General features: G+C 57.8%; 19 protein-coding genes and 1 tRNA gene. 12 read left to right on the top strand and 8 right to left on the bottom strand.

Translation table 11 applies throughout. From position 1 onward, the window contains the following. Positions 1-214: 214 nt before the first annotated feature. Positions 215-571, bottom strand: coding sequence for a YigZ family protein (locus tag B3Z17_RS15870; protein WP_286830773.1), 357 nt, complete (start codon positions 569-571; stop codon positions 215-217). Between the two features lie 310 nt (positions 572-881). Between B3Z17_RS15870 and B3Z17_RS15875 the strand changes: the two genes are divergently transcribed. Then, the gene (locus tag B3Z17_RS15875) at positions 882-4,754 is read left to right on the top strand and encodes a hypothetical protein (protein WP_286830774.1); all 3,873 of its coding nucleotides are present in this window, start codon (positions 882-884) and stop codon (positions 4,752-4,754) included. 248 nt (positions 4,755-5,002) lie between these two features. Here B3Z17_RS15875 and B3Z17_RS15880 read toward each other — a convergent pair. Together B3Z17_RS15880 and B3Z17_RS15885 are read right to left on the bottom strand one after the other, a co-directional pair. Beyond that, positions 5,003-5,079, bottom strand: a tRNA-Met gene (locus B3Z17_RS15880). A gap of 218 nt (positions 5,080-5,297) precedes the next feature. Further along, complete coding sequence (locus B3Z17_RS15885; protein WP_286830775.1) at positions 5,298-5,702, bottom strand: hypothetical protein; 405 nt, start codon at positions 5,700-5,702, stop codon at positions 5,298-5,300. Between the two features lie 216 nt (positions 5,703-5,918). Here B3Z17_RS15885 and B3Z17_RS15890 point away from each other — a divergent pair, with 216 nt between their 5' ends. From B3Z17_RS15890 to hrpB, 6 genes are all read left to right on the top strand, one after another. After that, on the top strand, positions 5,919-6,386 hold the full coding sequence (locus B3Z17_RS15890) for an OsmC family protein (RefSeq protein WP_286830776.1): 468 nt from the start codon (positions 5,919-5,921) through the stop codon (positions 6,384-6,386). A 111-nt stretch (positions 6,387-6,497) separates the two neighbouring features. Beyond that, entirely contained in the window at positions 6,498-7,055 is a 558-nt protein-coding gene (locus B3Z17_RS15895; protein ID WP_286830777.1) for a DUF1579 family protein, read from the top strand. Positions 7,056-7,193: 138 nt separating this feature from the next. Continuing rightward, the gene (locus B3Z17_RS15900) at positions 7,194-8,102 is read left to right on the top strand and encodes a PhzF family phenazine biosynthesis protein (protein ID WP_286830778.1); all 909 of its coding nucleotides are present in this window, start codon (positions 7,194-7,196) and stop codon (positions 8,100-8,102) included. 105 nt (positions 8,103-8,207) lie between these two features. Continuing rightward, positions 8,208-9,521: a M20/M25/M40 family metallo-hydrolase gene (locus B3Z17_RS15905; protein ID WP_286830779.1), complete on the top strand. Its 1,314-nt coding sequence runs from the start codon at positions 8,208-8,210 to the stop codon at positions 9,519-9,521. A 44-nt stretch (positions 9,522-9,565) separates the two neighbouring features. Beyond that, on the top strand, positions 9,566-10,528 hold the full coding sequence (locus B3Z17_RS15910) for a calcium/sodium antiporter (protein WP_286830780.1): 963 nt from the start codon (positions 9,566-9,568) through the stop codon (positions 10,526-10,528). A 23-nt stretch (positions 10,529-10,551) separates the two neighbouring features. Next, positions 10,552-13,014 (top strand): ATP-dependent helicase HrpB, encoded by a 2,463-nt coding sequence (hrpB, locus tag B3Z17_RS15915; protein WP_286830781.1) that lies wholly within the window; start codon positions 10,552-10,554, stop codon positions 13,012-13,014. A 148-nt stretch (positions 13,015-13,162) separates the two neighbouring features. Here the strand turns inward: hrpB and B3Z17_RS15920 are convergent, their stop codons facing one another. Next, positions 13,163-14,275, bottom strand: a complete 1,113-nt coding sequence (locus B3Z17_RS15920) for a zinc-binding dehydrogenase (protein ID WP_068307791.1) — start codon at positions 14,273-14,275, stop codon at positions 13,163-13,165. 540 nt (positions 14,276-14,815) lie between these two features. On the opposite strand from B3Z17_RS15920, the gene B3Z17_RS15925 reads away from it, so the two are divergent. The 3 genes from B3Z17_RS15925 (at position 14,816) to B3Z17_RS15935 (ending at position 19,114) form a co-directional block, all read left to right on the top strand. Next, positions 14,816-16,870 carry a DEAD/DEAH box helicase gene (locus B3Z17_RS15925; protein ID WP_286830782.1) on the top strand — a complete coding sequence of 685 codons (2,055 nt, stop codon included), beginning with the start codon at positions 14,816-14,818 and terminating at the stop codon, positions 16,868-16,870. A 223-nt stretch (positions 16,871-17,093) separates the two neighbouring features. Beyond that, complete coding sequence (locus B3Z17_RS15930; protein ID WP_286830783.1) at positions 17,094-18,179, top strand: retron St85 family effector protein; 1,086 nt, start codon at positions 17,094-17,096, stop codon at positions 18,177-18,179. Then, positions 18,176-19,114: a retron St85 family RNA-directed DNA polymerase gene (locus B3Z17_RS15935; RefSeq protein WP_286830784.1), complete on the top strand. Its 939-nt coding sequence runs from the start codon at positions 18,176-18,178 to the stop codon at positions 19,112-19,114. The genes B3Z17_RS15930 and B3Z17_RS15935 overlap by 4 nt, the downstream gene beginning before the upstream one ends. Before the next feature lie 337 nt (positions 19,115-19,451). On the opposite strand, the gene B3Z17_RS15940 is transcribed toward B3Z17_RS15935, so the two are convergent. The 3 genes from B3Z17_RS15940 to B3Z17_RS15950 all read right to left on the bottom strand — a co-directional run bounded on the left by B3Z17_RS15940 (position 19,452) and on the right by B3Z17_RS15950 (position 20,769). Beyond that, on the bottom strand, positions 19,452-20,054 hold the full coding sequence (locus B3Z17_RS15940; RefSeq protein WP_286830785.1) for a TetR/AcrR family transcriptional regulator: 603 nt from the start codon (positions 20,052-20,054) through the stop codon (positions 19,452-19,454). A 76-nt stretch (positions 20,055-20,130) separates the two neighbouring features. Further along, entirely contained in the window at positions 20,131-20,448 is a 318-nt protein-coding gene (locus B3Z17_RS15945) for a DMT family transporter (protein ID WP_286830786.1), read from the bottom strand. 6 nt (positions 20,449-20,454) lie between these two features. Further along, positions 20,455-20,769: an antibiotic biosynthesis monooxygenase family protein gene (locus B3Z17_RS15950; protein WP_286830787.1), complete on the bottom strand. Its 315-nt coding sequence runs from the start codon at positions 20,767-20,769 to the stop codon at positions 20,455-20,457. Between the two features lie 84 nt (positions 20,770-20,853). Here B3Z17_RS15950 and B3Z17_RS15955 point away from each other — a divergent pair, with 84 nt between their 5' ends. Both B3Z17_RS15955 and B3Z17_RS15960 read left to right on the top strand, forming a co-directional pair. After that, complete coding sequence (locus B3Z17_RS15955) at positions 20,854-21,387, top strand: MarR family winged helix-turn-helix transcriptional regulator (RefSeq protein WP_286830788.1); 534 nt, start codon at positions 20,854-20,856, stop codon at positions 21,385-21,387. A 238-nt stretch (positions 21,388-21,625) separates the two neighbouring features. Then, a complete protein-coding gene (locus B3Z17_RS15960) occupies positions 21,626-22,804 on the top strand; it encodes an alkane 1-monooxygenase (RefSeq protein WP_068303074.1) in 1,179 nt (392 codons plus the stop codon). 62 nt (positions 22,805-22,866) lie between these two features. Here the strand turns inward: B3Z17_RS15960 and mnmA are convergent, their stop codons facing one another. Next, positions 22,867-24,021, bottom strand: coding sequence for a tRNA 2-thiouridine(34) synthase MnmA (gene mnmA / locus B3Z17_RS15965; RefSeq protein ID WP_286830789.1), 1,155 nt, complete (start codon positions 24,019-24,021; stop codon positions 22,867-22,869). Positions 24,022-24,067 lie beyond the last annotated feature (46 nt).

Below are 24,067 nucleotides of genomic sequence, written 5' to 3' on the forward strand. Positions count from 1 at the left end.
CAAATACTTGTTGGAGAGTGTGGACCTGTGGCGTCCGCTCGCTTCTTTTAGTGTGGCGAGGGTGACGTTCCTCGCGCAGGCCTGCGCTCCCTTTATGGTAGATCGGAGAATACGCCCATTTTGAGACCAAAAGGAAATTGGAAGTCCAGATTCCAGCAATCGCCAAAATCGATTATTAACTTTTCCAGAAATCGGATGGATGGATATTCAGGCGTCAACCCAGCTCTGCGTTGTCCAGATAATAGCGCACGCTGTCCTGCACGTGGCGGAAACGGTCGCCGCCCAGATGCTTGCCGCCGTACCAGCGGGTGACCACCACGATATGATGCATCAGGCCTTCGCGCTCCAGCATCTGCGCCATCAGCATGCCCGCACCCGTCTCGCCGTCGTCATTCTTGACCGGCCCCTCGGGCGTCATGAAGGCCCAGGTGTTGTGCGTGGCCTTGGCGAATTTCTTCTTGCGGCACAGCTGCTTGATGAACGCCTTGGCCTCGTCCGGGCTGGCACACGGCCCGCCTGACACCGCATATTTGGACCCCCGGTCCGATATGATGCCCTCAAAAATCTGCATGGGTGTGGGTATAGTCGGTGGCGGCAGGTGTGGCAAGGGGCGGGCCATGGCCCCAAATAACCGACCCCGAAAAAAGCCGCTTACCTTGATCAATTGGGGCTTTTCGGCCTAAACTGTGAGGCATTCACCGAATGCCAAACCCTGTTCCTTGTCGGCAATCTGTTTCCAACATTTTGACAATCCGCAGAAAGGATAAGGTATGCAAAGGTTGAAACCGGGCCGCAATTCCTTATTTCATCAGGCTAACTTTCTTCTTTTTCTTGTCTGCTTTTTATCAGGCGCAGCAGCGCAGGCGGCCGATGAGATTGACTTGAAGCGCGGCATTTTGCCGGTTTCACCCTTGGTGACACAGGATGATGAAAAGCGCGCCCTTGGGTATCTGCATAAAAGCTGGCGTGACATCCTTATGGAGATGGACCCGAGCATCACCATTTCCCCAGCCCCAAAAATGCGGACCTGGGACGGCAGTTGGCCTTACGGCATTGACGTGAAATCGCACGAACTGGGCTGGGAGATTGTCAAGGTTGTGCCGGGCTCCAGTGCTGCGGTCGACGGCACACTGCACGTCGGCGACATCCTTTTCACCGGCAGCCGCAATCTCTTCAAAGGCGAAACACTGGACCCGCAAGAGTTTGACAATACCCCCTTCATCGAGGGCGATCCGGGCGTCATCTATGACCTTCTGTACGGCCGTGCAGATGACGAGCTGGCCTTCGAGGTTATCCCCAAGGGCAAACCCCTGAACGCGATTGAGCTGCGCTTTGGACGCTTTCACGCGACCCCCCGCATGACCCTGTCCGTTTCCCAGCAGCCCGGAGCCAACCTGAAGACCTGGCTTGCTGTAGGGCAAAAATATAGTGCCGTTATTTATGAAGGCCTGCTGCCCAACGCGGCCTACCCAAGCGTCAATATGACCGTTTATCAGGCAACATCCTTTGCCAACATGGTGCCGCAGCGCCAGGTCCTTCGCTATATCTCCAACAAGAACGGCATTGTCAGCCTGGCCCTGAATTCTTCCGAGCATCCGGGATTCGAGGAATATTTCGCCATGAAGTGGCGGTACCAGGCCGCGAAACTTTCCGCGTCGGCCATCGACAGGGCCAACCAGTCCGAGGTGAGCAAAAAGGCCGCGTACCTGTCTCTGTTGCCCCACCTGCTCGCGGACCTGCCCTATTCGGAAAGATTTGATCCCCTTCTTGAGTATGGCGGCAAAGTCATGCCCGGCGGCAACCTTGCGGCCATCAGGCTGGTAGATGCCAGCGGCGATGGCATTTCCATTGTGTCGGGTCGCCGCCCGTTCGGCTACCGCGATGGCCTTGCGATGTTGCGGGTCAACTGGACCCTTTATGACAAGCGTGACGGGCTGAGGACGTCACATAACGGCTTCGACCGGACCTATCTTCCCTTAGGGCCGCTCCTTCTGGTGCAGGGGCACAAGAAAAAAGGCTTTCCCGCAGCCAGCCAGAAAATGAAGCTGGCAAGAAAAGCCTGGTATGTGGGGCCGGTGGAGACCGATAAGCACAAGTGGCCCTATAGCTTCCATAACAAGATGTGGGACTACAAGATGGCGAGCTGCGAGGTGCCATCGAAAATGATGGCCTATGACGTCTCCCCATCCGGCATGCACGGCATCTCCTTCAAGGGCGGCATGAACGAGAAATGCGGTGCCGTCTGGCAGGCAGGCTATGCGTCTGCCCCGATCACGGGCGTGGAATATTCCCTTTCAGTCGACGACCAGAAAAGGAAGCGCCGCTTGTGGGCCTATGCCGCCACTCTCAGCAGGGAAGGCAAGGAAGGCCCCGGATTTACCGTTTTGGGCACAGTCCTCAACCCATCCCCAGACAACCGCTGGGCCATGCTGCACGGCAAAGGGAAGTTGACCCGCTACGAGGATCAGGACAATCAGGTCGATATGGAAGGTGTCTGGTCCCACGGCTTTTTGCAGGAAGGCGACTGGCGATATCCGAACACGAAAAAAGGGGCCTACAGCCGCGTATTTGGTCGCCCGCTTGATGTCAGAACAATCCAGAAAGTTCCGCAAAAGCTGGACAACATTCAGTGGACCTCCGACTGGAACTCCTATTACCCGGATCCGATCGGCTATTTGCAAACTGACTTCAGGGTACTTTCCGACCCCACAAAGAAGATCCGCCGGATCGGTCTAAAGTGGCGGGGATATGCCAAATCCGGCAACAAGCGGCATGTCCAGACCTTCGACAAATATAACCGCCAATATAGCAATCTGGGCGACGATTATCTTGAAGACATGATCTATATCCTCACGTCAAACGGCCGCATCAGAAACAATGGCATCTACCGGATTACAAACTACCGCACCTACGACTGGAGAAAGCGGTATCTGGCGGGCCGCCCTGTCGGCTATTTCACGTCGCAGGATGATAGGGGCAATTACCTGGAAGAAATCACCGGCATCTATTGGCCGGCATACTGGGACCCACGCTTCGCCACCTACCCATCAGAGAGTGAGAAGCAGAAGGCGACAAACGACTATTGGCAAAACGAGGCGGGTGGCGCGGGAAAAGCCCCGCCCTTGCCGCGCTTTGGCAACCCAGATGTCCAGGCCCATTTCGCCAAATGTCACTATAGCTCAATTTCCAGAAGACTGGACAAGCGCCAGAAGATGAAACCCTACAGCACCAAGTTCCGGTGCGGCGAGAGCAGGTATGGCGAGAAAAGTGACTTCAAAAGCTACAATATGCCGAAATTCTGGGGCGATGACGTCATATTTTTTGACTATCAAGGAGGCAAAGACGCTCAGGGGTTTGCCCATGGGCTCGCCCATGGCTGGCGTCAGGTAGACAATAAAATCCTCAAATTTCGTTGGGAAAACGGCTGGCCAGTTGCCGTTGAACTGGACTTTGTGCAGTCAGAAACCCAAACAGGCAGCTACTCAAGCCTGAGCTACCGCGGGCCGGTTGATGAAATGGGCCTGCCACACGGCCAGGGCAAAACCCCGATCATTGAGAAAACCCGCTTTGATTCCTACTATACGGGCAAGCGTACGGTTCAGTTCGAAGAACCGATTTTCTCAAAAACACAAATGACCACGATTTCGGTCGAAAACGGCGTGCTGCTGGATATGCCGCAGGCGGAGCTGCAGGCTCGCCTGCGCCAAAAGAATGCCACCCTTTCGGATATCGCATCCTCTGACCGTGACAGGCTGTATGCCGAAAAAAAGGCGGCAAGAGAAGCCGAGGAACGCCGGGAACGCGAGGCTGAACTGGCAGAAGAGCGCCGCGAGCGAGCCGAACGCCAGGCCGCGCGAGACCGCCGCAAGGCCAAGGCGCAGGCAAAGGCGGATGCGAACGCCCGCGCCTGGAACAGGTTCGTTGAAAACAACAGACAGAATGCCCGCAACTTCAACCGTCAGATCGACCGGAACAACAGAAAACTGGCGGAAGCCTTTGACGACATGAAGCGCCAGAAACGCGAGCGTCAGGCCGCGGCTGACCGCCAAAGTGCCACGAACTACCGGCAGCAGCAACGGCGTCAGACGCAACAACAGGCGTCCACAACCACGCCATCGGCACAGAGGCAATCGGCGCCGATGACGACGAGTGAACGCGTCAAGAAAATTGAAGCCGAACAGAAGGCACTGGCCGAACAGCGGAAGAAGGTTGCTGCGGGCCTGAGCATGAGCGACGCGTCATCAACTGATACGGCAGGTGAGGCAGAAGACAGCCCTTATGTCATCACCAGTGATCTGCAGTCCGACGTTCCGATGATAGCGCCGCAAGAGGCGAAAGAGGGCACCCAGGCCGCAGACAAAGACAAACGCAAGGAAGGGTATTTCCATTATAAAACCTTCCTGACGGCAGTGCATAACAACGAGAAGTGCTACCAGGACTTCAAGATCTATGCCTTCAGCGGCATGAAGGGCATCTTCTGCCGCGACCAGCCAAAGGGAAACCTGTTTGATGACATGTATATGGCTTTGACGAACACCACCGACTATGTCATCACCTTCGATGCCACGATCACCTACGGCAATGGCAAGGTCGAAAAATATTTCGGCGAAAAGGTCAAGGCCCACGATACCCGCAAGTTCAGGTCGTTTGACATGGATTCTTCGGCCCCCGAAGACGGGGGTGTCAGCAGCGTGGAATTCACCCGCATCTACCAGCGGGGCGCCAGCCCACAGGACGCGGAACTTGAACCCTGAAGCCGCCCCCTGCCCGCCCAAAAGCAAAAAGCCAGCCCCGCAAGGGACTGGCTTTGGTGATTGGTAGCCGAGGAGGGAATTGTGAAAACAGGCCTGCTGCCTGTTTTCATCCCTTCGGGACCGTCTCGCTCTCGCTCGACGTCACTCGCGCGCCACGCGTCGCGCTCGTATGAACCCACGGGGGTTAGCGCCAATCCTGCGCTAAAAAATTTAAGGCCCTGTCCCGTTGGGGACAGAGCCTTGAAATTTGGTAGCCGAGGAGGGACTTGAACCCCCGACACGCGGATTATGATTCCGCTGCTCTAACCAGCTGAGCTACTCGGCCAAAATATACAAGCTCCCGGCGCGTCTGTATCCTACTCGGAACAACTCGGAACGGCTACACTGCCGCCGAAAGCTGCGCCGGTATAAAATGCGCGCGGGCGAAGGTCAAGCCGAATTTGTCACATTCCAGTGAACTTTTTTTCCTCGCAACAGAGGCGCCAGCAAACACCTTGCTGTCATGAGGAAAAAAGACAGGCAAACAGGTAAACTGAAACCTCCCTACTGAGGAGCGGCCTTGTTTTGCTTCTGTTGGAATAGGTACGCGCCCAGCAAAGTGAACGGCAACTGGGAAACCAGCGCAATGACACTGTACCACAGCGGCATGTCCACGCTCGCAATGGCCAAAACCGTTAACAGAATGGCTATGCCGCCAACTATTCCCGCATTCACATAGGAATTCCCCCGCGACAAGGCGGCCGTAAAATAGCCCGCAACAGCCAGTGTTATTATGGTGACAAGGGAACGCCAGACCAGAAATGCACTCGTCTGTTTCACCGCAATAATGGCATCACCGTCAAGGCCACCGCTCATGGTGAAAACCAACAGCAGCTCACCGGCGCTATCCAGCACCAACAAGGCCAACAGGCCCACCACAATTGCTTTAATGCTAACTTTCTTCATCATCTACTCTCTACATCAATTCCAAGGTTCAGTGATTCCGATCTAGGGGAATGGAATGGGCCGGGATATCAAATTCTTGCTGCCAACTGCCTGCCCGGTAAGCATTGGCCTCTTTGGCCCCCTCTTGGTAGCCGGAATTGGCACTGGCGCCCGCCGCCCGCCGGGCGTACCTTCAGCCACACGACAGCGACAAAGACGACAGCGAAACAGGAGGCCGCCATGGCAGAGCATCATTATCACACCCGCACCATCTGGACCGGCGCGGGGGATGAAGGCACCAGAACCTACAAAAGCTTCAGCCGCGACTATACGGTGGCCGTGGACGGCAAGCCCGACATCCTGGGGTCCTCCGACCCCGCGTTCCGCGGTGACCCCACGCGCCACAACCCGGAAGACATGCTGGTGGCATCCACAAGCGCCTGCCACATGCTGTGGTACCTGCATCTGTGCGCGGTCAACAACATCGTGGTGACCGCATATGAGGACGACGCCGAAGGCGTGATGGTGGAGGGCAAGGGCGTGACCTCCAAGTTCGAGCGGATCATCCTCCGGCCGCGCATCACCATCAAGGCGGGCGGCGACATGGAAAAAGCGATGAGCCTGCACGAAGTCGCCAACAAGGAATGCTTCATTGCCAACAGCCTGAACTGCCCGGTTGAGCACGAGCCCACCATCGAGGCGGAGTAACGCGCCCTTCAGCCCGATCAACTCCAGGCCCAAAGCTGGTCAACGAATGTTGGGTTGCATGATATCCGCGCTCGCCGCACTATTTCGCGTCAACAAATACGCGAGGATATCATGACCCACCTTCTGAAAAGCGCAGGCCTGTTCCTGCTTGTCATCTTTGCCGGCGTATCGGTGCAGGCCACAGATACGACCTCTGGTGAAGACGGCATCGACCGCCTGTCCTTCATGGAAGGGCGCTGGACCATTGTGGCCCAGTATCACGGCGAGGACGGCTGGGACACCCCTCTGCCGGCACAGCGCGCCACAGCAGACACGGTTCTGGGCAAATCCTTCGTGCGCCTGAATGCGCCAGTGGCCTTCCCCGGCGCCACATTCCAGTTTGAGATGACCCTGTCATACGACCGGTTCCACAATATCTACCGCTTCGCCTTCCTTGATGACCTCAACGGCTATATGGACATCTATACCGGCGGTTTTGAAGGCGACACGCTGATCGTCACCAACGCCAACACAGGCACCGACTTCCCGGACGGCAATGGTGGCGTGGTGATCGGCAAGCTGGAGATTATGAAAACGGAAAGCGGTTACCAGCTGCTGGGGCATATTTCGGGCAGCAAGGAAGGCCCCTATACGCCCTACATGAAGCTGACCTTCACCCCGGCAGATTAAGAAATGGCGACCCGAGCGCCACAAACCCTGCGGCCAATTCATGAATTTTCGTCATGAACATAAGAGAAACTTCCCGCTAAAAATACCATCAATCTGCCATTAAATGCTGATGTGTTGGATATTAAAGCGAGGAATATCATGAAACAGAGTAATGAAAAATCATCTATCACTGCCCATATCGTGAACGGCTTTGTCCAGAATGGTGCGGGCGGTAATCCGGCGGGGGTCGTGCTGGATGCCGACGGCCTGTCCGACGCACAGATGCTGGCCGTGGCAAAGAACATTGGCGCCTCGGAAACCGCTTTTGTCTCCCGCTCCGCCACTGAGGGCTTCAAGCTGGACTTTTTCACCCCGAACCGGCGCATCGCCCATTGCGGCCACGCCACCATCGCCACTTTTTCCTATCTGGCCGAAATTGGCCGGGTGCCTGAGGGCGTAACCTCCAAGGAAACGGTCGACGGCCCGCGCAAGATCATCATTGAAGGCGGCGCGGCCTTTATGGAGCAGTTGGCGCCGCGCTATTCATCAGCGCCAGACTGGCAGGCTGCAGGCATCAGCGAGGCCGACGTGCTGGCATCCCTTGGCCTTGCGGCGGACGACCTTGACCCGCGTGCCCTGCCAACACTTGTGAACACCGGCAACAGCTTCATGGTTGTTGGCGTGAAAACCGGTGAAACGCTGCGCGCGCTCACGCCCGACCTCAAGGCGATTGAGCGCATCAGCGACGCGCTGGACCTGATCGGCTATTATGTCTTCACCACGGACCATGCAGCCACCAGCAAGCACGCCACCACCCGCATGTTCGCGCCGCGCTATGCCATCGATGAGGAAGCCGCCACCGGCATGGCCGCCGGGCCGCTGGCCTGCCTTCTGTTTGACCGACTGGACGCGAAAACGCAAAGGCTTGAGATAGAGCAAGGCCACTTCATGACCCCCACCTCCCCCAGCCTGATCACAGTGGACCTTTCGGTCACAGACGGACGCATCACCGGGCTGATGGCTGGCGGCTATGGCAAATCAATGAAGACACTGCAGGTCGAGATATAGAAGGACGCGCGCCTTTTCCCCAAAAGCCATTGCCCTTCATGGCATCTTTTGGCAGGGTCGGGGCGACCCGAATTCGGGCGCCCCAACCAGCCAGAAGGATCATCCATGCGTGCGCTTTGCCTAGCCCTGATTGCCAGCCTTTTCACCGCCGCCCCTGCCCTCAAAGCGGACGACGCAACAGAAAATGCCATCCTGGAGGCGATTGAGGGCCAGCTGCCGGCGGCGGAGCGCCTGCTTGAAAAAGCCGTGACCATCAACAGCGGCACGCTCAATTTTGATGGTGTCAAAAAGGTGGGCGCGCTGTTCGGTGCGGAACTCAAGGCCATCGGGTTTGAGACCGAATGGGTGGACGGCAGCGCCTTTGGCCGCGCGGGCCATCTGGTGGCTTCCTTTGGGAACAAGGGCCCCAAAATTCTGATGATCGGCCACCTGGATACGGTGTTCGCCATGGACGATACGTTCCAAGCCTTCACCCCGCTTGAGGGAGGCAAGATTGCCGGCCCCGGCATCACCGACATGAAGGGCGGCGACGTGATCATCATTGAAGTGGTGCGCGCGCTGAAGGCCGCGGGCGTGCTGGACGGTGTCAGCATCCGCATTGTCATGACCGGCGATGAGGAAGCCAGCGGCAAACCGCTGAGCCTCTCGAAGAAAGCCATCATTGACGCAGCCGTATGGGCCGATATCGCGCTGGGGTTCGAGGACGGTGACGGCAACATCCAGACGGCAGTGACTGCCCGGCGCGGCAGCACAGACTGGACGCTCGAAGTCACGGGCCGCCCGGCGCACAGCTCCCAGATTTTCACGCCGGACGTTGGCTACGGCGCGATCCTTGAGGCCGCGCGCATCCTGAACAGCTTCCGGCTTGAGCTTGAAGGCATGGAAAACCTGACCTTCAACCCCGGGCGCATTGTTGGCGGCACGCGGGTGACGGAAGATGCCGCGACGGCCACCACCTCCGGCTTCGGCAAGAACAATGTGGTGGCGCAGGCGCTGAAGGTGTCGGGCGGCATCCGCGCCCAGTCGCCAAAGCAACTGGCGGACGCCAAGGCCAAAATGCAGGCCATCGTGGCCGACAGCCTTTTGCACACCAGCGCCTCGCTGACCTTCGCGCCCGGCTATCCACCCATGGCGCCGACGGAAGGCAACGCCAGGCTGCTGGCGCTCTATAGCCAGATCAGCGAAAGCCTCGGCTACGGCAAGATCGAAGCCGTTAACCCCCGGAAGGCGGGCGCTGCGGATATCTCCTTCGCGGCGGACCATGTAGACATGGCGCTGGACGGCATGGGGCTGATGGGCACGGGCGGCCACACCAAGGACGAAATGGCCGACATGACCAGCTTCAAGAAGAACATCCAGAAAGCCGCGCTTCTGATCCACGCGCTGGCGAACGGTGCGCTTGAAAGCACTGGCGACTGATAACCCCCGACCACCATAGATGTAACGAAAGAAGAGTTTAGATTATGGCGTACCTGCAGCTGATTGGCGGATTGGTGCTTTTGTTCCTGGGCGGTGAAGCCCTGTTGCGCGGCAGTGTTGCCCTGTCGAAAAGATTCGGCCTTTCAACCCTCTTGGTTTCCATGGTCGTGGTGGGCTTTGGCACCTCGGCGCCAGAATTCCTGGTGTCCATCCTGGCGGCGCTTCAGGGCGCGCCCAGCCTGGCGCTCGGTAACGTGGTGGGTTCCAACATCGCCAACATCCTGCTGATTTTGGGCCTGTCGGCCGCCATCGCCCCCGTGGCGTGCGATGACCGCCAGATCATGCGCGACGCGATTGCCGTGTTTGTCGCCACCCTGCTTCTGGGGCTGTTGACCTTCCTGGGCCAGATTTCCTTTATCTTTGGCCTCATGCTCCTCCTGTCGCTGGTCGGCTATCTGACGTTCGTCTATAAATCCGAGCGCCGCGCCCAGCTCAGCGTCTCGAAGAAGGTGGCGCATGATGTGGAGGAAGACATCCCCGCCGCGGGCCTCGGCTTCACGGGCGCCCTCCTGGTGGGGCTCGCGGGGCTTGTGGCGCTGGCGGGTGGCGCGCATCTGCTGGTGCAGGGCGCGACTGAAATCGCCCTCGCCTTCGGGGTGTCGGAAGCCGTGATCGGCCTGACCATCGTGGCGGTCGGCACGTCGCTCCCGGAATTGGCGACGGCGCTTGTCTCCGCTTACCGCGGGCATGCGGGCGTGGTGCTTGGGAACGTGCTGGGCAGCAACCTTTTCAACATGCTCGGGGTTTTGGGGGCCACCGCCATGGCGGCCACCGTGCCGCTTGACGGCAAGATCGCCCATTTTGACGTCTGGGTTGGTATCGGCGTGGCGGCCATTCTGCTGCTCGCGATCCGAAGCGGCAAGCGCCTCTCGCGCCGCGAGGGCATCCTGTTCCTCGCGCTCTATGCAGGCTACATCTATTCGACGCTGATCACCAACGGTGGGTGAAGCGCTTCAAATAGGCAGGACCCATGACTAAGGCTGGCTCTCCCCTTCCGATTGACGCCATGCTGCCGCAGCTTGACGCCACGCTGCGTGACAGTGCGTTTGCCGTTCTGGTGGCAGCACCTGGCGCGGGGAAGACCACACGCGTGCCGCTCAAGCTCCTGGCGGCGGACTGGCGGGCCAAGGGACGCATCATCATGCTGGAACCACGGCGCATTGCCGCCCGGGCAGCCGCACACTTCATGGCCCGAACGCTTGGCGAAGAGGTCGGTGAAACCGTCGGCTACCGGGTGCGTCTTGACACGCGGGTGAGCGCCAGGACGCAGATTGAAGTGGTGACCGAGGGTGTCTTCACCCGCATGATCCTGGACGACCCCGAACTTTCAGGCATAGCTGCGGTCATTTTCGATGAGTTTCACGAACGCAGCCTGGATGGAGACCTCGGCCTGGCCCTGGCGCTCGACAGTGCCATCCTCAGGCCGGACCTGCGCATCCTTATCATGTCCGCGACGCTGGACAGCACGCGCATGTCCAGCCTGCTCTCGGATGCGCCGCTGATTGAAAGCGAGGGGCGGGCCTTTCCCGTGGAAACCCGCTTTGTGCCACCAAAACCGGAGATCCGGATTGAGGACCATGTCGTCTCCACGGTGATGACGGCGCTTGCGGAAGAGCACGGCTCCATCCTGGTGTTCCTGCCCGGCGAGGCGGAAATCCGCCGCGTGGCAGAACGCCTGAGCGGGCAGGTTACAGACACCACAGACATCGCGCCGCTTTACGGGCGCCTCACCCCCAAAGAACAGGACCGGGCCATCGCCCCGGCAGCCACCGGACGGCGCAAGGTTGTCCTGGCCACCACGATTGCGCAAACGTCCCTGACGATTGAAGGCATCCGCGTGGTGGTCGACAGCGGGTTGGCGCGCGTGCCGGTTTATGAGCCTGCAACGGCACTCACGCGGCTCGAGACCCGACGCATCTCAAAGGCCGCCGCCACCCAGCGGCAGGGCCGCGCTGGCCGCACAGAAGACGGCGTCTGCTACCGGCTCTGGAACAAGGGCCAGCACGCAGCCCTCCAGGCCTTCGACACGCCGGAGATCCTGTCGGCTGACCTGACTCCGCTTGCGCTCACCCTCGCGGCATGGGGCGTAACGGACCCCGCACAGATGCAGTTTGTCGACCAGCCGTCCGCGCCCGCCTGGGCTGAGGCTACGGCGCTTCTAGGGAAACTGGATGCCATCGACGGTTCTGGCCAGATCACCGATGAAGGGCTCGCTTTGGCGGCCTTCCCCCTCCACCCTCGACTGGCGCATATGATCCACCGCGCGGGCATCAGTGGCAATGCTGGGGAAGCGGCGGAGGTTGCTGCCCTGGTGTCGGAGCATGGGCTTGGTGGCGATGCGATCGATCTTGACGAAAGACTGCGCCGGTTCCGTGCCGACAGCAGCCCGCGCGCCAAAGACGCTAAAGCCCTCGCCCGGCGATGGGCAAAACTGGCGGGCAGCGCAGCGCAAAAGCCACAGGCGATCAGCATCGGCCAGATGCTCGCCTATGCCTACCCGGACCGCCTCGCCCAAGCGGCAGGAAAACCCGGACGTTTCCGCCTTGTGGGCGGGCGTGCCGCTAGCTTGCCAGAAACGGACGCGCTGGCGCGGCACAAGTTCCTGGTGGTGACAGACATCACCGGCCAGGCCGCGAACGGCCGCATCCGCGCGGCAGCACCGATTGATATGGAGGAGATTGAAGAAACCTTCTCAGCCCACATCGCCGAGGAAACCCGTCTTGAGTTTGACCGCGGCTCCCGTAGCGTGCGCGCGCGCCGGGTGCGGGCGATCGACCAGGTTATCCTCGCAGACGCTTCCGCCAAGGTTGAGGACACAGACACCGCCGCGGAACTGCTGTGTTCGGCCATTGAAGACCTGGGGCTTGATGTCCTGCCCTGGACCAAAGGGCAGCTGGCGCTGCGCGCGCGGGCGACCTATCTGCATGAAGCCCTTGGCGTGCCCTGGCCGGACCTGAGCGACCAGGCCCTTGGGAAGGACGTCCCGGACTGGTTGCTGCCTTATCTGTCTGGTGTAACGGCTATCTCGAAGATCACCCCTGATATGCTGGAGGGGGCGCTGTCGGCCCTGTTGCCGTGGGATTTGCGCTCGCAGATCGACACCCTGCTGCCTTCCCATTTCAAAGCCCCGACTGGGTCGCGCATTCCCATCAACTACGCTCATGAGACAGCCCCCGCGATTGAGGTGCGCGTACAGGAACTATTCGGGCTGACGGGGCACCCATCCATCATGGGCGGTAAGGTGCCGCTTCTGGTCATTCTGCTGTCGCCAGCCCATCGCCCAATACAGATGACCCGGGATTTGCCGGGCTTCTGGCACGGCTCGTGGGCCGCTGTCGCCAAAGACATGAAGGGCCGGTACCCACGCCATTTCTGGCCGGATGACCCGGCAGCCGCACAGGCCACATCCCGCGCCAAACCACGCGGCTCTTAGGCCGGGCAAGTGGGCCACAATCGGCAGCAATCAGGCGTTTGAAGGGCACCAGCCCCCCTCTGAAAAAAGAAGAGCGACCCCGGAGAGTCGCTCTGTCACTATGCATTCAAGTTTGCAGCGCCTTGGCGACTGCGGGCACCTGCCTGGGTCACGACCAAGGTGTCACCAGATATTTCTCGCCGGTTCTCATCGCCCGGTAGTCCGTCACCGCTTCCTTGGTCAGCATTTCTTCCAGATTGACGTGCTTCTTGTAGCTGCTGGCAAAGGTGGTGGTCAGGTTTTCAAGCACGCGTTTGCGCATCCGGCCAACCGTTTCCATGCCAACCGACTGGAGGAACGGGAACAACAGCCAGCCAGACAGCGTCCAGCCAAAACCATAGCTCGGCGACAGGATCGTCGGCCCAACATCCAGCCGCCCGTAGATGAACATGCGCTTCGGCTGGTTGGAGCCATAACGCGAATATTCGGTCATCCTGCCGACCGCGACCTGTTCCATCGCCTTGAAGGCGGTGTCAACTGCTTGCCCACCGCCAATCGGATCAAAGCCATAGAAGGCACCCGTGTCATCGATTGCGGACCGAAGGCTACCCATGAAACCGTCTGCCGCGGAATTGACCACATGCGTTGAGCCCAGCTTTTCCAGAAGCTCGACCTGGCTGTCCTTGCGCACGATATTGACAAGGCCCAGGCCGTCTTCCTTACAGATGCGGGTCAGCATCTGACCCAGGTTGGACGCGCCCACGGTGTGCAGGATGGCTTCCTGCCCGTCCATTTTCGCGTTTTCCGCAAAGCCAAGGGCGGTCATCGGATTGACGAAGGCGCTTGCGCCGTCTTCGGCCGAATGATCACCAAGCGGCAGGCACATGCCCGCATCAGCGATACAATATTGGCTGTAGGCATTGCCCGGCACACACGCGACGCGCTGGCCCACAAGAGCCTTGGCCATATCGCTGTCACCGGCTGCGACCACGGTACCCGCGCCTTCGTTGCCCGCAGGAAGCTTCAGCCCGTGCCGTGCCTTCGAGCCGCTGTTGAAGGGCTCGGGCATGGTGGCAACATATTTGCCGGGCGAATAGTCCGCATTCTCAAGGTCGGCAGCACTGGTCAGGATGGCCAGGTCCGACGGATTGATCGGCGCGGCTTCCATTTTAACCAGCACCTGATTGCCCGTGGGATCAGGGAAAGTCACGTCCTCGATCGCGACGGTCAGTGTGCCGTTGCTTTCAAGCGTGGTGAAAAGTTGCTTACCCGTCGTGCTCATACCAAAGTCTCCCTTTCGCGGTTGCGATTTGTGGCGCGGCTGCCGGATATGGGCCCGGCGCGCGCGGTGTCCCTGTATGATCATTTAGGTCGGCTGCGTCAAAGGCAAGGTACGGAAAAATGGGCGCGAGTTCGACAAGGCCGGGCGCCAGACATTCCTGTTCCGCCTGGTCGGGGACGCATGGAAAGTGGTGCACACCCATTCTTCAAGCCGCGACTATAAGCCCAAGAAGCACGACCACTAAGCCGCCACAGGGCCCTGTTGCATAGTATGTCATCGCCGCCTCAGATGGATTCTGGTGACCAGGAAAGTCATTTTCTCAAAAGGATGATAAATGACACATCTTGGTGACAGCGCGCCCCTTTTCAGGGGCTCCATCGGGCACAGGATCTGGGATTATTTTGACACTGCCTGAACTCTGTCTACAATAGGCAGGCTAGATTGAGCTTGCCTCAACGCACACTTGGCAGTATCCGTGCAGGCTTCTTAATGCGATTAGCCGGCAGTTTTGCGGTTAAACCCCGTTTCCGAAAGAATATGATGACAGATTTTGATGGTGTCGTTCCGGCGCTCGGCCAGGCGTTAACAAAGCGCGGCTATACTTCTCTCACGCCCGTGCAGAAAGAAATGCTGGCCCCGGGCCTTATTGGCGCTGACGCTCTCGTTTCTGCTCAAACGGGGTCCGGCAAGACAGTTGCTTTTGGCCTTGCGCTTGCGCCCGATATTCTCGAGGGGGCCGAGAGGCTCACCCAGGCGCACGCGCCACTGGCACTGGTGATCGCGCCCACGCGTGAGCTTGCCCTTCAAGTGAAGCGCGAGCTGGAATGGCTCTATGAACTGGCAGGAGCGGATATCGCCACCTGTGTCGGCGGGATGGACATGCGCACTGAGCGCCGTAATCTGGACCGGGGCGCGCACATCGTGGTTGGCACACCTGGCCGGCTGCGCGACCATATTGAACGGGGCTCGCTTGATATGACAGCGCTGCGTGCTGTTGTTCTTGATGAAGCCGACGAAATGCTTGATCTCGGTTTTCGGGATGATCTGGAATATATGCTGGATACAGCGCCGGATCACCGCCGGACGCTCCTGTTCTCGGCGACCGTGCCGAAATCCATCATGGGACTTGCCAAACGCTATCAGCGCGATGCCATCCGCATTGAAACCAAAAGCGACACCAAGCAGCACCAGGACATCGAATATCGGGCCCTGATGCTTGCCCCCAACGACAAAGAAAACGGCATCATCAATGTGATCCGTTATTTTGAAGCGCCGAACACCATCATCTTTTGCAGCACCCGGGCTGAAGTGAACCATATGACCAGCCGCTTCAATAACCGTGGATTTTCGGTTGTGGCTTTGTCGGGTGAACTGAGCCAGAACGAACGCAGCCATGCCCTGCAGGCGATGCGGGATGGGCGCGCGCGCGTCTGTGTTGCCACCGATGTTGCTGCCCGCGGGATTGACCTGCCCGGGCTTGAGCTGGTGATCCATGCGGATATTCCGAAGAACAAGGAAATACTGCTGCACCGCAGCGGGCGCACGGGCCGGGCCGGGCGAAAAGGTGTCTGTGTCCTGATGGTGCCCTATCCGGCACGCAGGCGCACGGAAAGGCTGCTCAGCAACGCCCAGATTGATGCGACCTGGGCCAAGCCGCCGACGATGGAGGAAATCGCCGCCCGCGACCGCGAGCGTTTCCTGAATGATCCCGTGCTGACGGAAGCTGTGACCGATGAGGAACGCCCTCATGTCCAGGAACTTCTTGACCATCATAGTGTCGAACAGATTGCCGCAGCCCTGGTTCGTTTGCAGCAGACAGGTCAACCCGTGCCGGAAGAGCTGTCGGACACCGGCCCGACACGGGATTATGGTCGGGATAGGGACAATAGCCGGGACAGGTCTAAAGGCAGAGACAGGGCAGAGCGCCCCCAAAAGAACCGTCAGGACTTCAGTGACGGGACGTGGGTGTCTTTGTCGGTTGGGCGCAAACATAACGCCGAACCACGCTGGATTTTGCCAACCCTTTGTCGGGCAGGCCATATCACCAAAAAAGAAATTGGCTCGATCCGCATTCATGAAAATGAAACGCATGTCGAGCTCGCGCCCGATATCGTTGACCAGTTTTTTGCGGCCCTTGGCCCCAGCCGCAAACTGGAGAAAACCATCACGGTCGACAAGCTCCGCGGTCCTGTACCTGAAGCCGAAAGCAGCCGCAGCAAAATGCCTGTTCGGGAAAAAAGAGCGTATGAAAAGCGCGGCCCCGCAGGTGCGCCTGACGGCAGGCGGGATGACCGGAAGGCGCAGCGCAGCAAGCCGATTGAAGATGAAAAGGTTCGTTCCAAACGCCCCCACAGTGAGGACAAGCCCCCTCAAGCAGAGGACAAGTCCCCTGTTGAGGAGGCCAAGAACCGGGCGGCTGCACCGGACGCTGCTGAAAAAACAGGCGCGGTGAAAAAAGCGGATAGCAAGCCGAAGGCCAAGAAAGCCAAAGGGGCCAAGAAAAAGCCAAAATGGACGGCGGCACAGAAACGAGCCCGGGACGAAGCCAAAAAGGCTCAAAAAACTGGTGGAAACACGCCGTTAAAGCGCAAATAAGTCGGAGATAAGGGGCGGCTTTGGGCCGCCTCTCATAAAAGCGCCCCTGATTTCGGGGCAATGCGGTTGTGCGCTTCTATAACAGGGAGCCATTGCCTCCCTTGAGCCGCTTTCGGCCAGGAGGGGACAGATGACAGCATGAGTTCCCCTTTGCTCTAGGCCTGATTTGGCTTGATTTCACAAACTCCCTCAATAATAGTACAAATTCTCTTAGTGGTGATGTTTGTTTAAGCTTGATGCTCGAACTATCAAAGTAACGAACACACTGTGCCTGGTGGTTAGCCGGGTCGAAAAAATTGTACGTCATGCAGGCGCCGAGTTACCCCCCAGCCGGGAAACTTGGCCACTTGCTCAACTTTCCCGGCTGGGGGGTAACTCGGCCGCTCTTGGTAAGAGAATTTTTGTGACGCACCCGTTATTGGAAGATGATGCGGCAGAAATTAGAGCTACAATTCGTCAGCTCATCAATTGTGCGAAGTGGCGCAGGCATAGCAACATCATATTTGTATGTGGAGGAAACACCGACAACCACATGCGTACGCAGTTTGTCCGATTTGCTAGCGATCAGCTTCCACAATATCAACTCATCAAGCCTGAGGACGCAATTCGTGACAACGTAGGCGCGGCTCCGGCAAGGTACATTGATCTAGGTAAATTTGAAGCCTTGATCGCAGACTTATCGCACTGTGTCATTATATTTCCCGAAGCCGAGGGATCGTATACAGAATTGGGGATGTTTTCTGCGAAAGATGAAATTAGCAAGAAAACCTTGGTTGCAATTGATCTCAAGTATCAGGTTGGAGATAGTTTTATATCCCAAGGGCCGGTTTCAAAATACAATGACGTTTCTGATTTCAAGCCATGTGTCTACATAGACTATGAAACACCAAATTTTGAGTTAATCAAGAGACGCTTGGGTGATCGAGGTGATCCGCGCCTGAATAAACGCCGCTTCAAGCACTCCTTCAGCACTTGGAACGAAACCGGTAATTTTCTAAAACTTTCAGTAATTTATGCCATTATAGATTTAACTAGGTTTATCAATTTAGACGCCTTGGGTCGTATTCTTTTTTCTATCTTTAGGACTAGGCCTCCTCAGCAAGAAGTTGTTGATCTGGTCAGTATTTTGATTGGCAGTGGATTTTGCCGATACATAAATGATCGAGAATTACTTGCTGCAGCAGAAAGAAGCTCTGACTTTGTCCAATACTCCACAATAACAGAAGAAATTGAACTCAAAGCTGAAATCAATAGCTATTACTACGAAACGGGCTCCTTCCAAGATTTGTTCGAGGAGGAAGCCGCATGATCATAGATCGAATTTCGAGAGAATTGGGGCTAGACCCCAATCGTGTATGGAACATCGTAAATTCAGCCAACCATCTTTATAAATTCTACACGCTAAAGAAACGTGATGGTGGGCTACGACACATATATCACCCGGCGAAGCGGTTGAAGGCGGTTCAAAAATGGACAGCCCAAAGAATTTTCGCGCAATTGCCCGTTCACGCTTCTGCTACCGCATATATAAAAGGGAAGAGTATTTCTGATAATGCCCTACCTCATACATCTAGCAACTTTGTGCAAAAAATGGACTTCTCGAATTTCTTTGAAAGCATCAAAAGCGAAGATATTTTGAGATTACTTTATCCATTTACTGATGAGCTTCGCCTTTCCGATCAGGATGCCCAAACTTTATGCCGCATTGTCTGCAGGTACGACCGTTTGACTATAGGAGCCCCATCTTCACCAGTTATATCAAATGCAATGTTATATGAATTTGACTGCGCAGTTTCGGATTTTGCAGACCAACATGGTATTGCATACACCAGATATGCAGATGACCTGACCTTTTCATGTAAGTCGAAAAACACGGTAGGTCAGTCCGTACAGTTTGTCCGCGACTTGATTGAAGAGATCCCCTATCCGAACCTGAAAATTAACGAACAAAAGCTCGTCTCAGTTTCCAAGAAGAGGAAACGAACGGTTACAGGATTAGTCCTCACTACAGATGGGAAGGTCTCTATTGGTCGCTCTCGGAAACGCGAAATTCGAGCGCTCATTCATAAATATGGAACGGGAGAATTGGAATTGGAACGAGTGGATTATCTCCGTGGACTATTGGCATTCCTATATAGCGTTGAACCAGATGCTGTCACATCTTTGAAAGCCAAATACGGAAAACCTATCATTTCTGAACTTATGGACCATGCAGAGCCCAAAGCTAAGCTTTATAGAGATTGACGGCCCCTTTTCCTCCAAGGTAGGGGAAATGTACCTACCATGGAGACTACCAACATGATTTATGTCTCCATGCTCCACCGAACATTGCTCTCGTTATTTACGTTCATCTAATTTCCAAAAAGTCCCAAGTGTTCGATTTTAAACATTCAGGGGTAAGTCCGCCTTGGGTCGGAAGCTGCCCGCCGCAATACCATATTATATAGTCCGTCACCCTGAACTTGGTTCAGGGTCCATTGCACAAGCCTTTCCATGGTGTGGCTGCATCAAGCACTGCGTGGATGCTGTTTGCGAAGCTGGCGGTACGCCAACCAAGTTCAGCATGGCGGAGGGTTTACCCCTATTTCTCGCCCGTATAGGCCAGCACCACGTCGATGGTGTGTTCGGTGAAGCGGGCGCGGCGTTCTTTTGAAATGCCGTCCAGCTTCATCACTGTCAGCATCTGGCTGGCGGCCAGCAGGATACGGGCATCGTCGCGCGCGCCCTTGCCCTTTTGCCTGCCGGGCGTGGCGGCATCAAGAATGGCCGTCAGCTTATCCAGCACGATATTCTGGCATTCCAGGAATTTTTCGCGGATGTGCGGGGCGAAATTGGTGCTCCAGTTCAGCCACACCTGCGCATAGGCGCGGTCTTCGTCCAGCCGGCTGGTGGCATGCTCCGCCAGCGCCGTCAGCAGTTCGGCGGGCGTCAGCCCCGTGGGGTCGACCTCATCGAACACCGCCAGGTTCTTCTCGGCCACGTCATCCAGCACGGCGTCGATCAGTTCCTCGCGCGTCGGGAAATAGACAAAGGTGGTGGCAACAGACACGCCGGTGCGTTTGGCGATGTCGGCGTGCTTGGCTTCGCCGATGCCGCATTCGGCGAACAGTTCCACCGCCGCGTCCAGCAGCTGGCGCTTGCGTTCTTCCGGGCTCAGCCGGGTGCGTTTCTGCCTGTCACTCATACAAACCCCTATTGCCCTCTCCCTTCTCTTCTACCCGGCAGAGTGGGCGGCAATCAAGCAGCAATGATGACAGCTGTTACGCTGACCTGCCCGCTTCAATTCCGGCAATGGCAACCAGAAGAAGAAGCAGGCACCCCGCCTGCTGGGGCGATGGCAGCGCGCCTTTCCGGACGACATCCACGCAAGCCGCTGCAAACACGCCGCCGCCAACCCAGACAGGGTAAGCAACGGAAATAGGCACCATGTCAGCGGCCCTGGCCAGACAATAGAGACTACCCAGCCCCGCGACAACGGTGATGAGCGACGGCCAGACGTTCCGAAAAGCCTGGCTTTCAGACAGCGCGACCACAAACACAGCCTCGAGTGCGATAGCGGGTAAGATATAAAGCCACATGGTGTGTTACCCCTCGCCTGTCCATGCCGCGGCGTCCCCTGTTCCCAGGTGCCACTGTTCAGACATGCCGATGAAACGGTCATCCAGCGCCTGATAGGCGGCTCCGTAGAGGCGCTTGAAGTCAAGAAAGGCAGCTTCGTCCTGCCAGACATCCACTGTCACGAAGCCGGCAGGATTATCCAGGTCCTGATACAGCCTGGTGCCCCGGAAACCAGGATGACGGGCAAACAACCGCGCCCAGTCGCCCTTCGCGCCATAGACTTCCCTGAATGTGTCAACATGTTCGGGGCGCACCCGATATTGCCAAGTTGTTGCATACATCGGTCAAATCCTTTATTTATCTTTCTAGGAAGATAAATGGTGACAAATATCTTTCTGTCAAGATAAATAAAGAAGGCCTCCGCCATGTCATTGAAGAAACGGGATATCAACGCGGCCAGCGGCAAGCTCGGCTCTGCTGCCTGGATCCTGGAACAGACCGAATCCTGTGCCGGTGCTGAGGTGCACCAGGTAGCGTCGCTGGTTGTGCCAATCCACCGGCTGTCCGAACGCCTGCGCGGCGTGGCCGAAGGTGCCGTGAAGCCCTATAATCTGCTCCCCACTGAATTCGAAATTCTCCAAAGCCTGCTGCTCGCGGACCGGGACAGGGGCCTCAGCCCGTCCGAGCTTTATCAGGCCCTGCTGATGAGTTCCGGTGGCGTCACCAAGTTGATCAACCTGCTAGTGGACAAACGCCTGATCTGTACAAAACCGGACCCGAGTGACGGCAGGGGCAAACGCATCTTGCTGACCGATCGGGGCGCCGAGATCGGTGAGAAAGCCACTGCGGCCGTGGTCACCGCTGAAGCGGCGCTGCTTGCGCAGGCCTTCGGCGGCCATATCACCAGCGACATTGCCCCCCGCCTTGTGGCCGCCATAACCCGGCTGGAAAACGCATAGCCTGATCAAAGAGTGCACATGTGGTTCGGACACACTGGGGTTCGGGCACACTGGGGCATGGGCACACTGGGGCACGGGCACTTTTGGGCATGCCCTTTTGCGAACCGCAGATTTCTGCGACCATTTGGGCCCTATGGGTGTGCCCTTCGTGTGCCCTTTTTGGGCCGCCTGACCTTCTATTGACAATATTATCAATAAATGAGAGGATACCGCCAAATGGGACATGAGGGAGAGATCAATGTCTGCTGAAACTGCCGCGGCCGACTGGCGCGACACCAAACGGTATTTGTGGCCGCTGCCGGTCCTCCTGACCGGCATTCCGCTTCTGAGCTGGTATCTGTATGCCGATACGCGGCTTGAAGCCTGGCTTTGGCTGTCGCCTGTTTTCTTCTATGTCCTTATTCCCATTATTGAAATGGCGTTCGGCGAGGATACGTCGAACCCGCCGAAGGAAGCCATCCCGCGGCTCCGGGACGACCCCTTCTATCGCTGGTCGGCCTTCAGTGCCCTGCCCGCCGCCTATCTGGTGTGGATTGTCGGCGCCTGGTATGTGGCCAACATGGATCTCACGCTCACCGCCTATATCGCGGTGACCGTGGCCAACGGCTTGATGGGTGCGGGGGCCCTCAATACCGCGCATGAGGTTGGCCACCGGCGGGACAGGACTTCCATCAATGTGGCGCGTTTCCTCCTGTGCCTGTGCGGCATGGGCCACTTCCGCATTGAGCATAACCTGGGCCACCATGTGCAGGTGGCAACGCCCGAAGACAGCGCCACCGCCATGATGGGCGAAAGCTTCTATGCCTTTGTTCTGCATGAACTTCCTGGCGGTTTCAAGCGCGCCTGGGCCATTGAGAAAACGCGCCTTGGCCGTAAGGGCAAGTCGGCTTTCAGCCTTGAGAATGAGGTATTCCTGAACACGCTGATCACGCTTGGCATGTATGCGGCCTTCGTGCTGTGGCTGGGCTGGATCGTGCTGCCGTACCTGCTGGTGGGTGCGCTGCTCTCGAACCTGATGCTGTCATCCGCCAACTATATTGAGCATTACGGCTTGATGCGCCCCAAGCGCGACGACGGAAAATACGAGCGCGTTCAGCCCCATCACAGCTGGAACGCCAATCATACGGTGTCGAACGTGATGCTTTATCACCTGCAGCGCCACTCGGATCACCATGCGCATGCCGAGCGTCCGTATCAGTGCCTGAGGCACTTTGATACCGCGCCGCAGCTGCCGGCGGGCTATTTCACCATGTTCATGGCCGCCTGGAACCCGCCCATCTGGTTCGCTATTATGGACAAGCGCGTGGCCGAACAGCATGGTTATGACATGACCAAAGCCTATATCCACCCCAAGAAGCGGGACCGGATCATGAAGCGGTTCCATCACCCTGAAGGCGTGATGCAGGCTGCGGAATAATCAAATATTTCAGTGCGTTGAGAGCCCCTGGCAGGATTGCCGGGGGCTTTTTTATTGGGGGATCAGGCGGCTGCGAGGCGCGGGTCTGCGCTGGTGGCGCTGTCGATCCAGCCGCCGCCCAGCACGCGGTCGCCGTCATAGAAGACAGCTGCCTGGCCCGGTGAAACGCCGGCTTCCGGCTCATCAAGCTGCACGCGGGCGCGGCCGCCTTCAAGGAAAATCCTTGCCGGCACACCGGGGCGCGTGGAGCGGATTTTGGCAATCACGGCCAGCCCGTCAGCCGGCACGTCTTCGCCAATCCAGTTCACGTCCTTGACGCCGATCTCGGTTGTCAGCAGCGCTTCCTTGGGGCCAACGATGACCTGCTTTTTCGCGGCGTTCAGCTTGACCACATAGATGGGGTCTTCAAAGCCGCCGATTCCCAGGCCGCGGCGCTGGCCGATGGTGTATTTGACGATGCCCTCGTGCTGGCCCAGGACGTTGCCGTCGATATCGACAATATCGCCGGGCTCCAGCGCGCCGGGGCGCAGCCGTTCGATCACATCCACATAGCGGCCCTCGGGCACGAAGCAGATATCCTGGCTGTCCGGCTTGTCGGCAACGGTCAGGCCGAAGCGCTCAGCCTCGATCCGCGTCTGCTCCTTGTCCATATGGCCAAGGGGGAACCGCAGGAAATCCATCTGCTCCTGCGTGGTCGCGAACAGGAAGTAGCTTTGGTCCTTGCCGTTATCAATGCCGCGCACCAATTGGGCTTTGCCGTCCTCACCCACCACGCGCTGCACATAGTGGCCGGTGGCCATACAGTCGGCGCCGAGGTCACGGGCGGTGTCCAGCAGGTCCTTGAATTTCACAGTCTGGTTACAGCGCACGCACGGGATCGGTGTTTCGCCCTTGATATAGCTATCGGCGAACTCTTCCATCACCTGGTTCTTGAAGCGGCTTTCATAGTCCAGCACATAGTGCGGGATGCCCAGCGCCTCGGACACGCGGCGGGCATCATGGATATCCTGCCCCGCACAGCAGCTGCCTTTTTTCTGAACCGCGACGCCGTGATCATACAGCTGCAGCGTAATGCCCACCACATCATAGCCCTGCTCTTTAAGAAGAGCGGCCGTCACAGAACTATCCACGCCGCCGGACATGGCCACCACAACGCGGGTGTCGGCTGGTGCCCCTGGAAAGCCCAGGCTGTTCAATTCTGTTTGGTCATGGCTCATTGGCATTATCTTACTACTTTCGTCAGCTTTCGCTCCTTGGCTGTGG

Origin of the sequence: Kordiimonas sp. UBA4487 (assembly GCF_002389025.1) — a bacterium.
GTDB lineage: Bacteria > Pseudomonadota > Alphaproteobacteria > Sphingomonadales > Kordiimonadaceae > Kordiimonas > Kordiimonas lacus.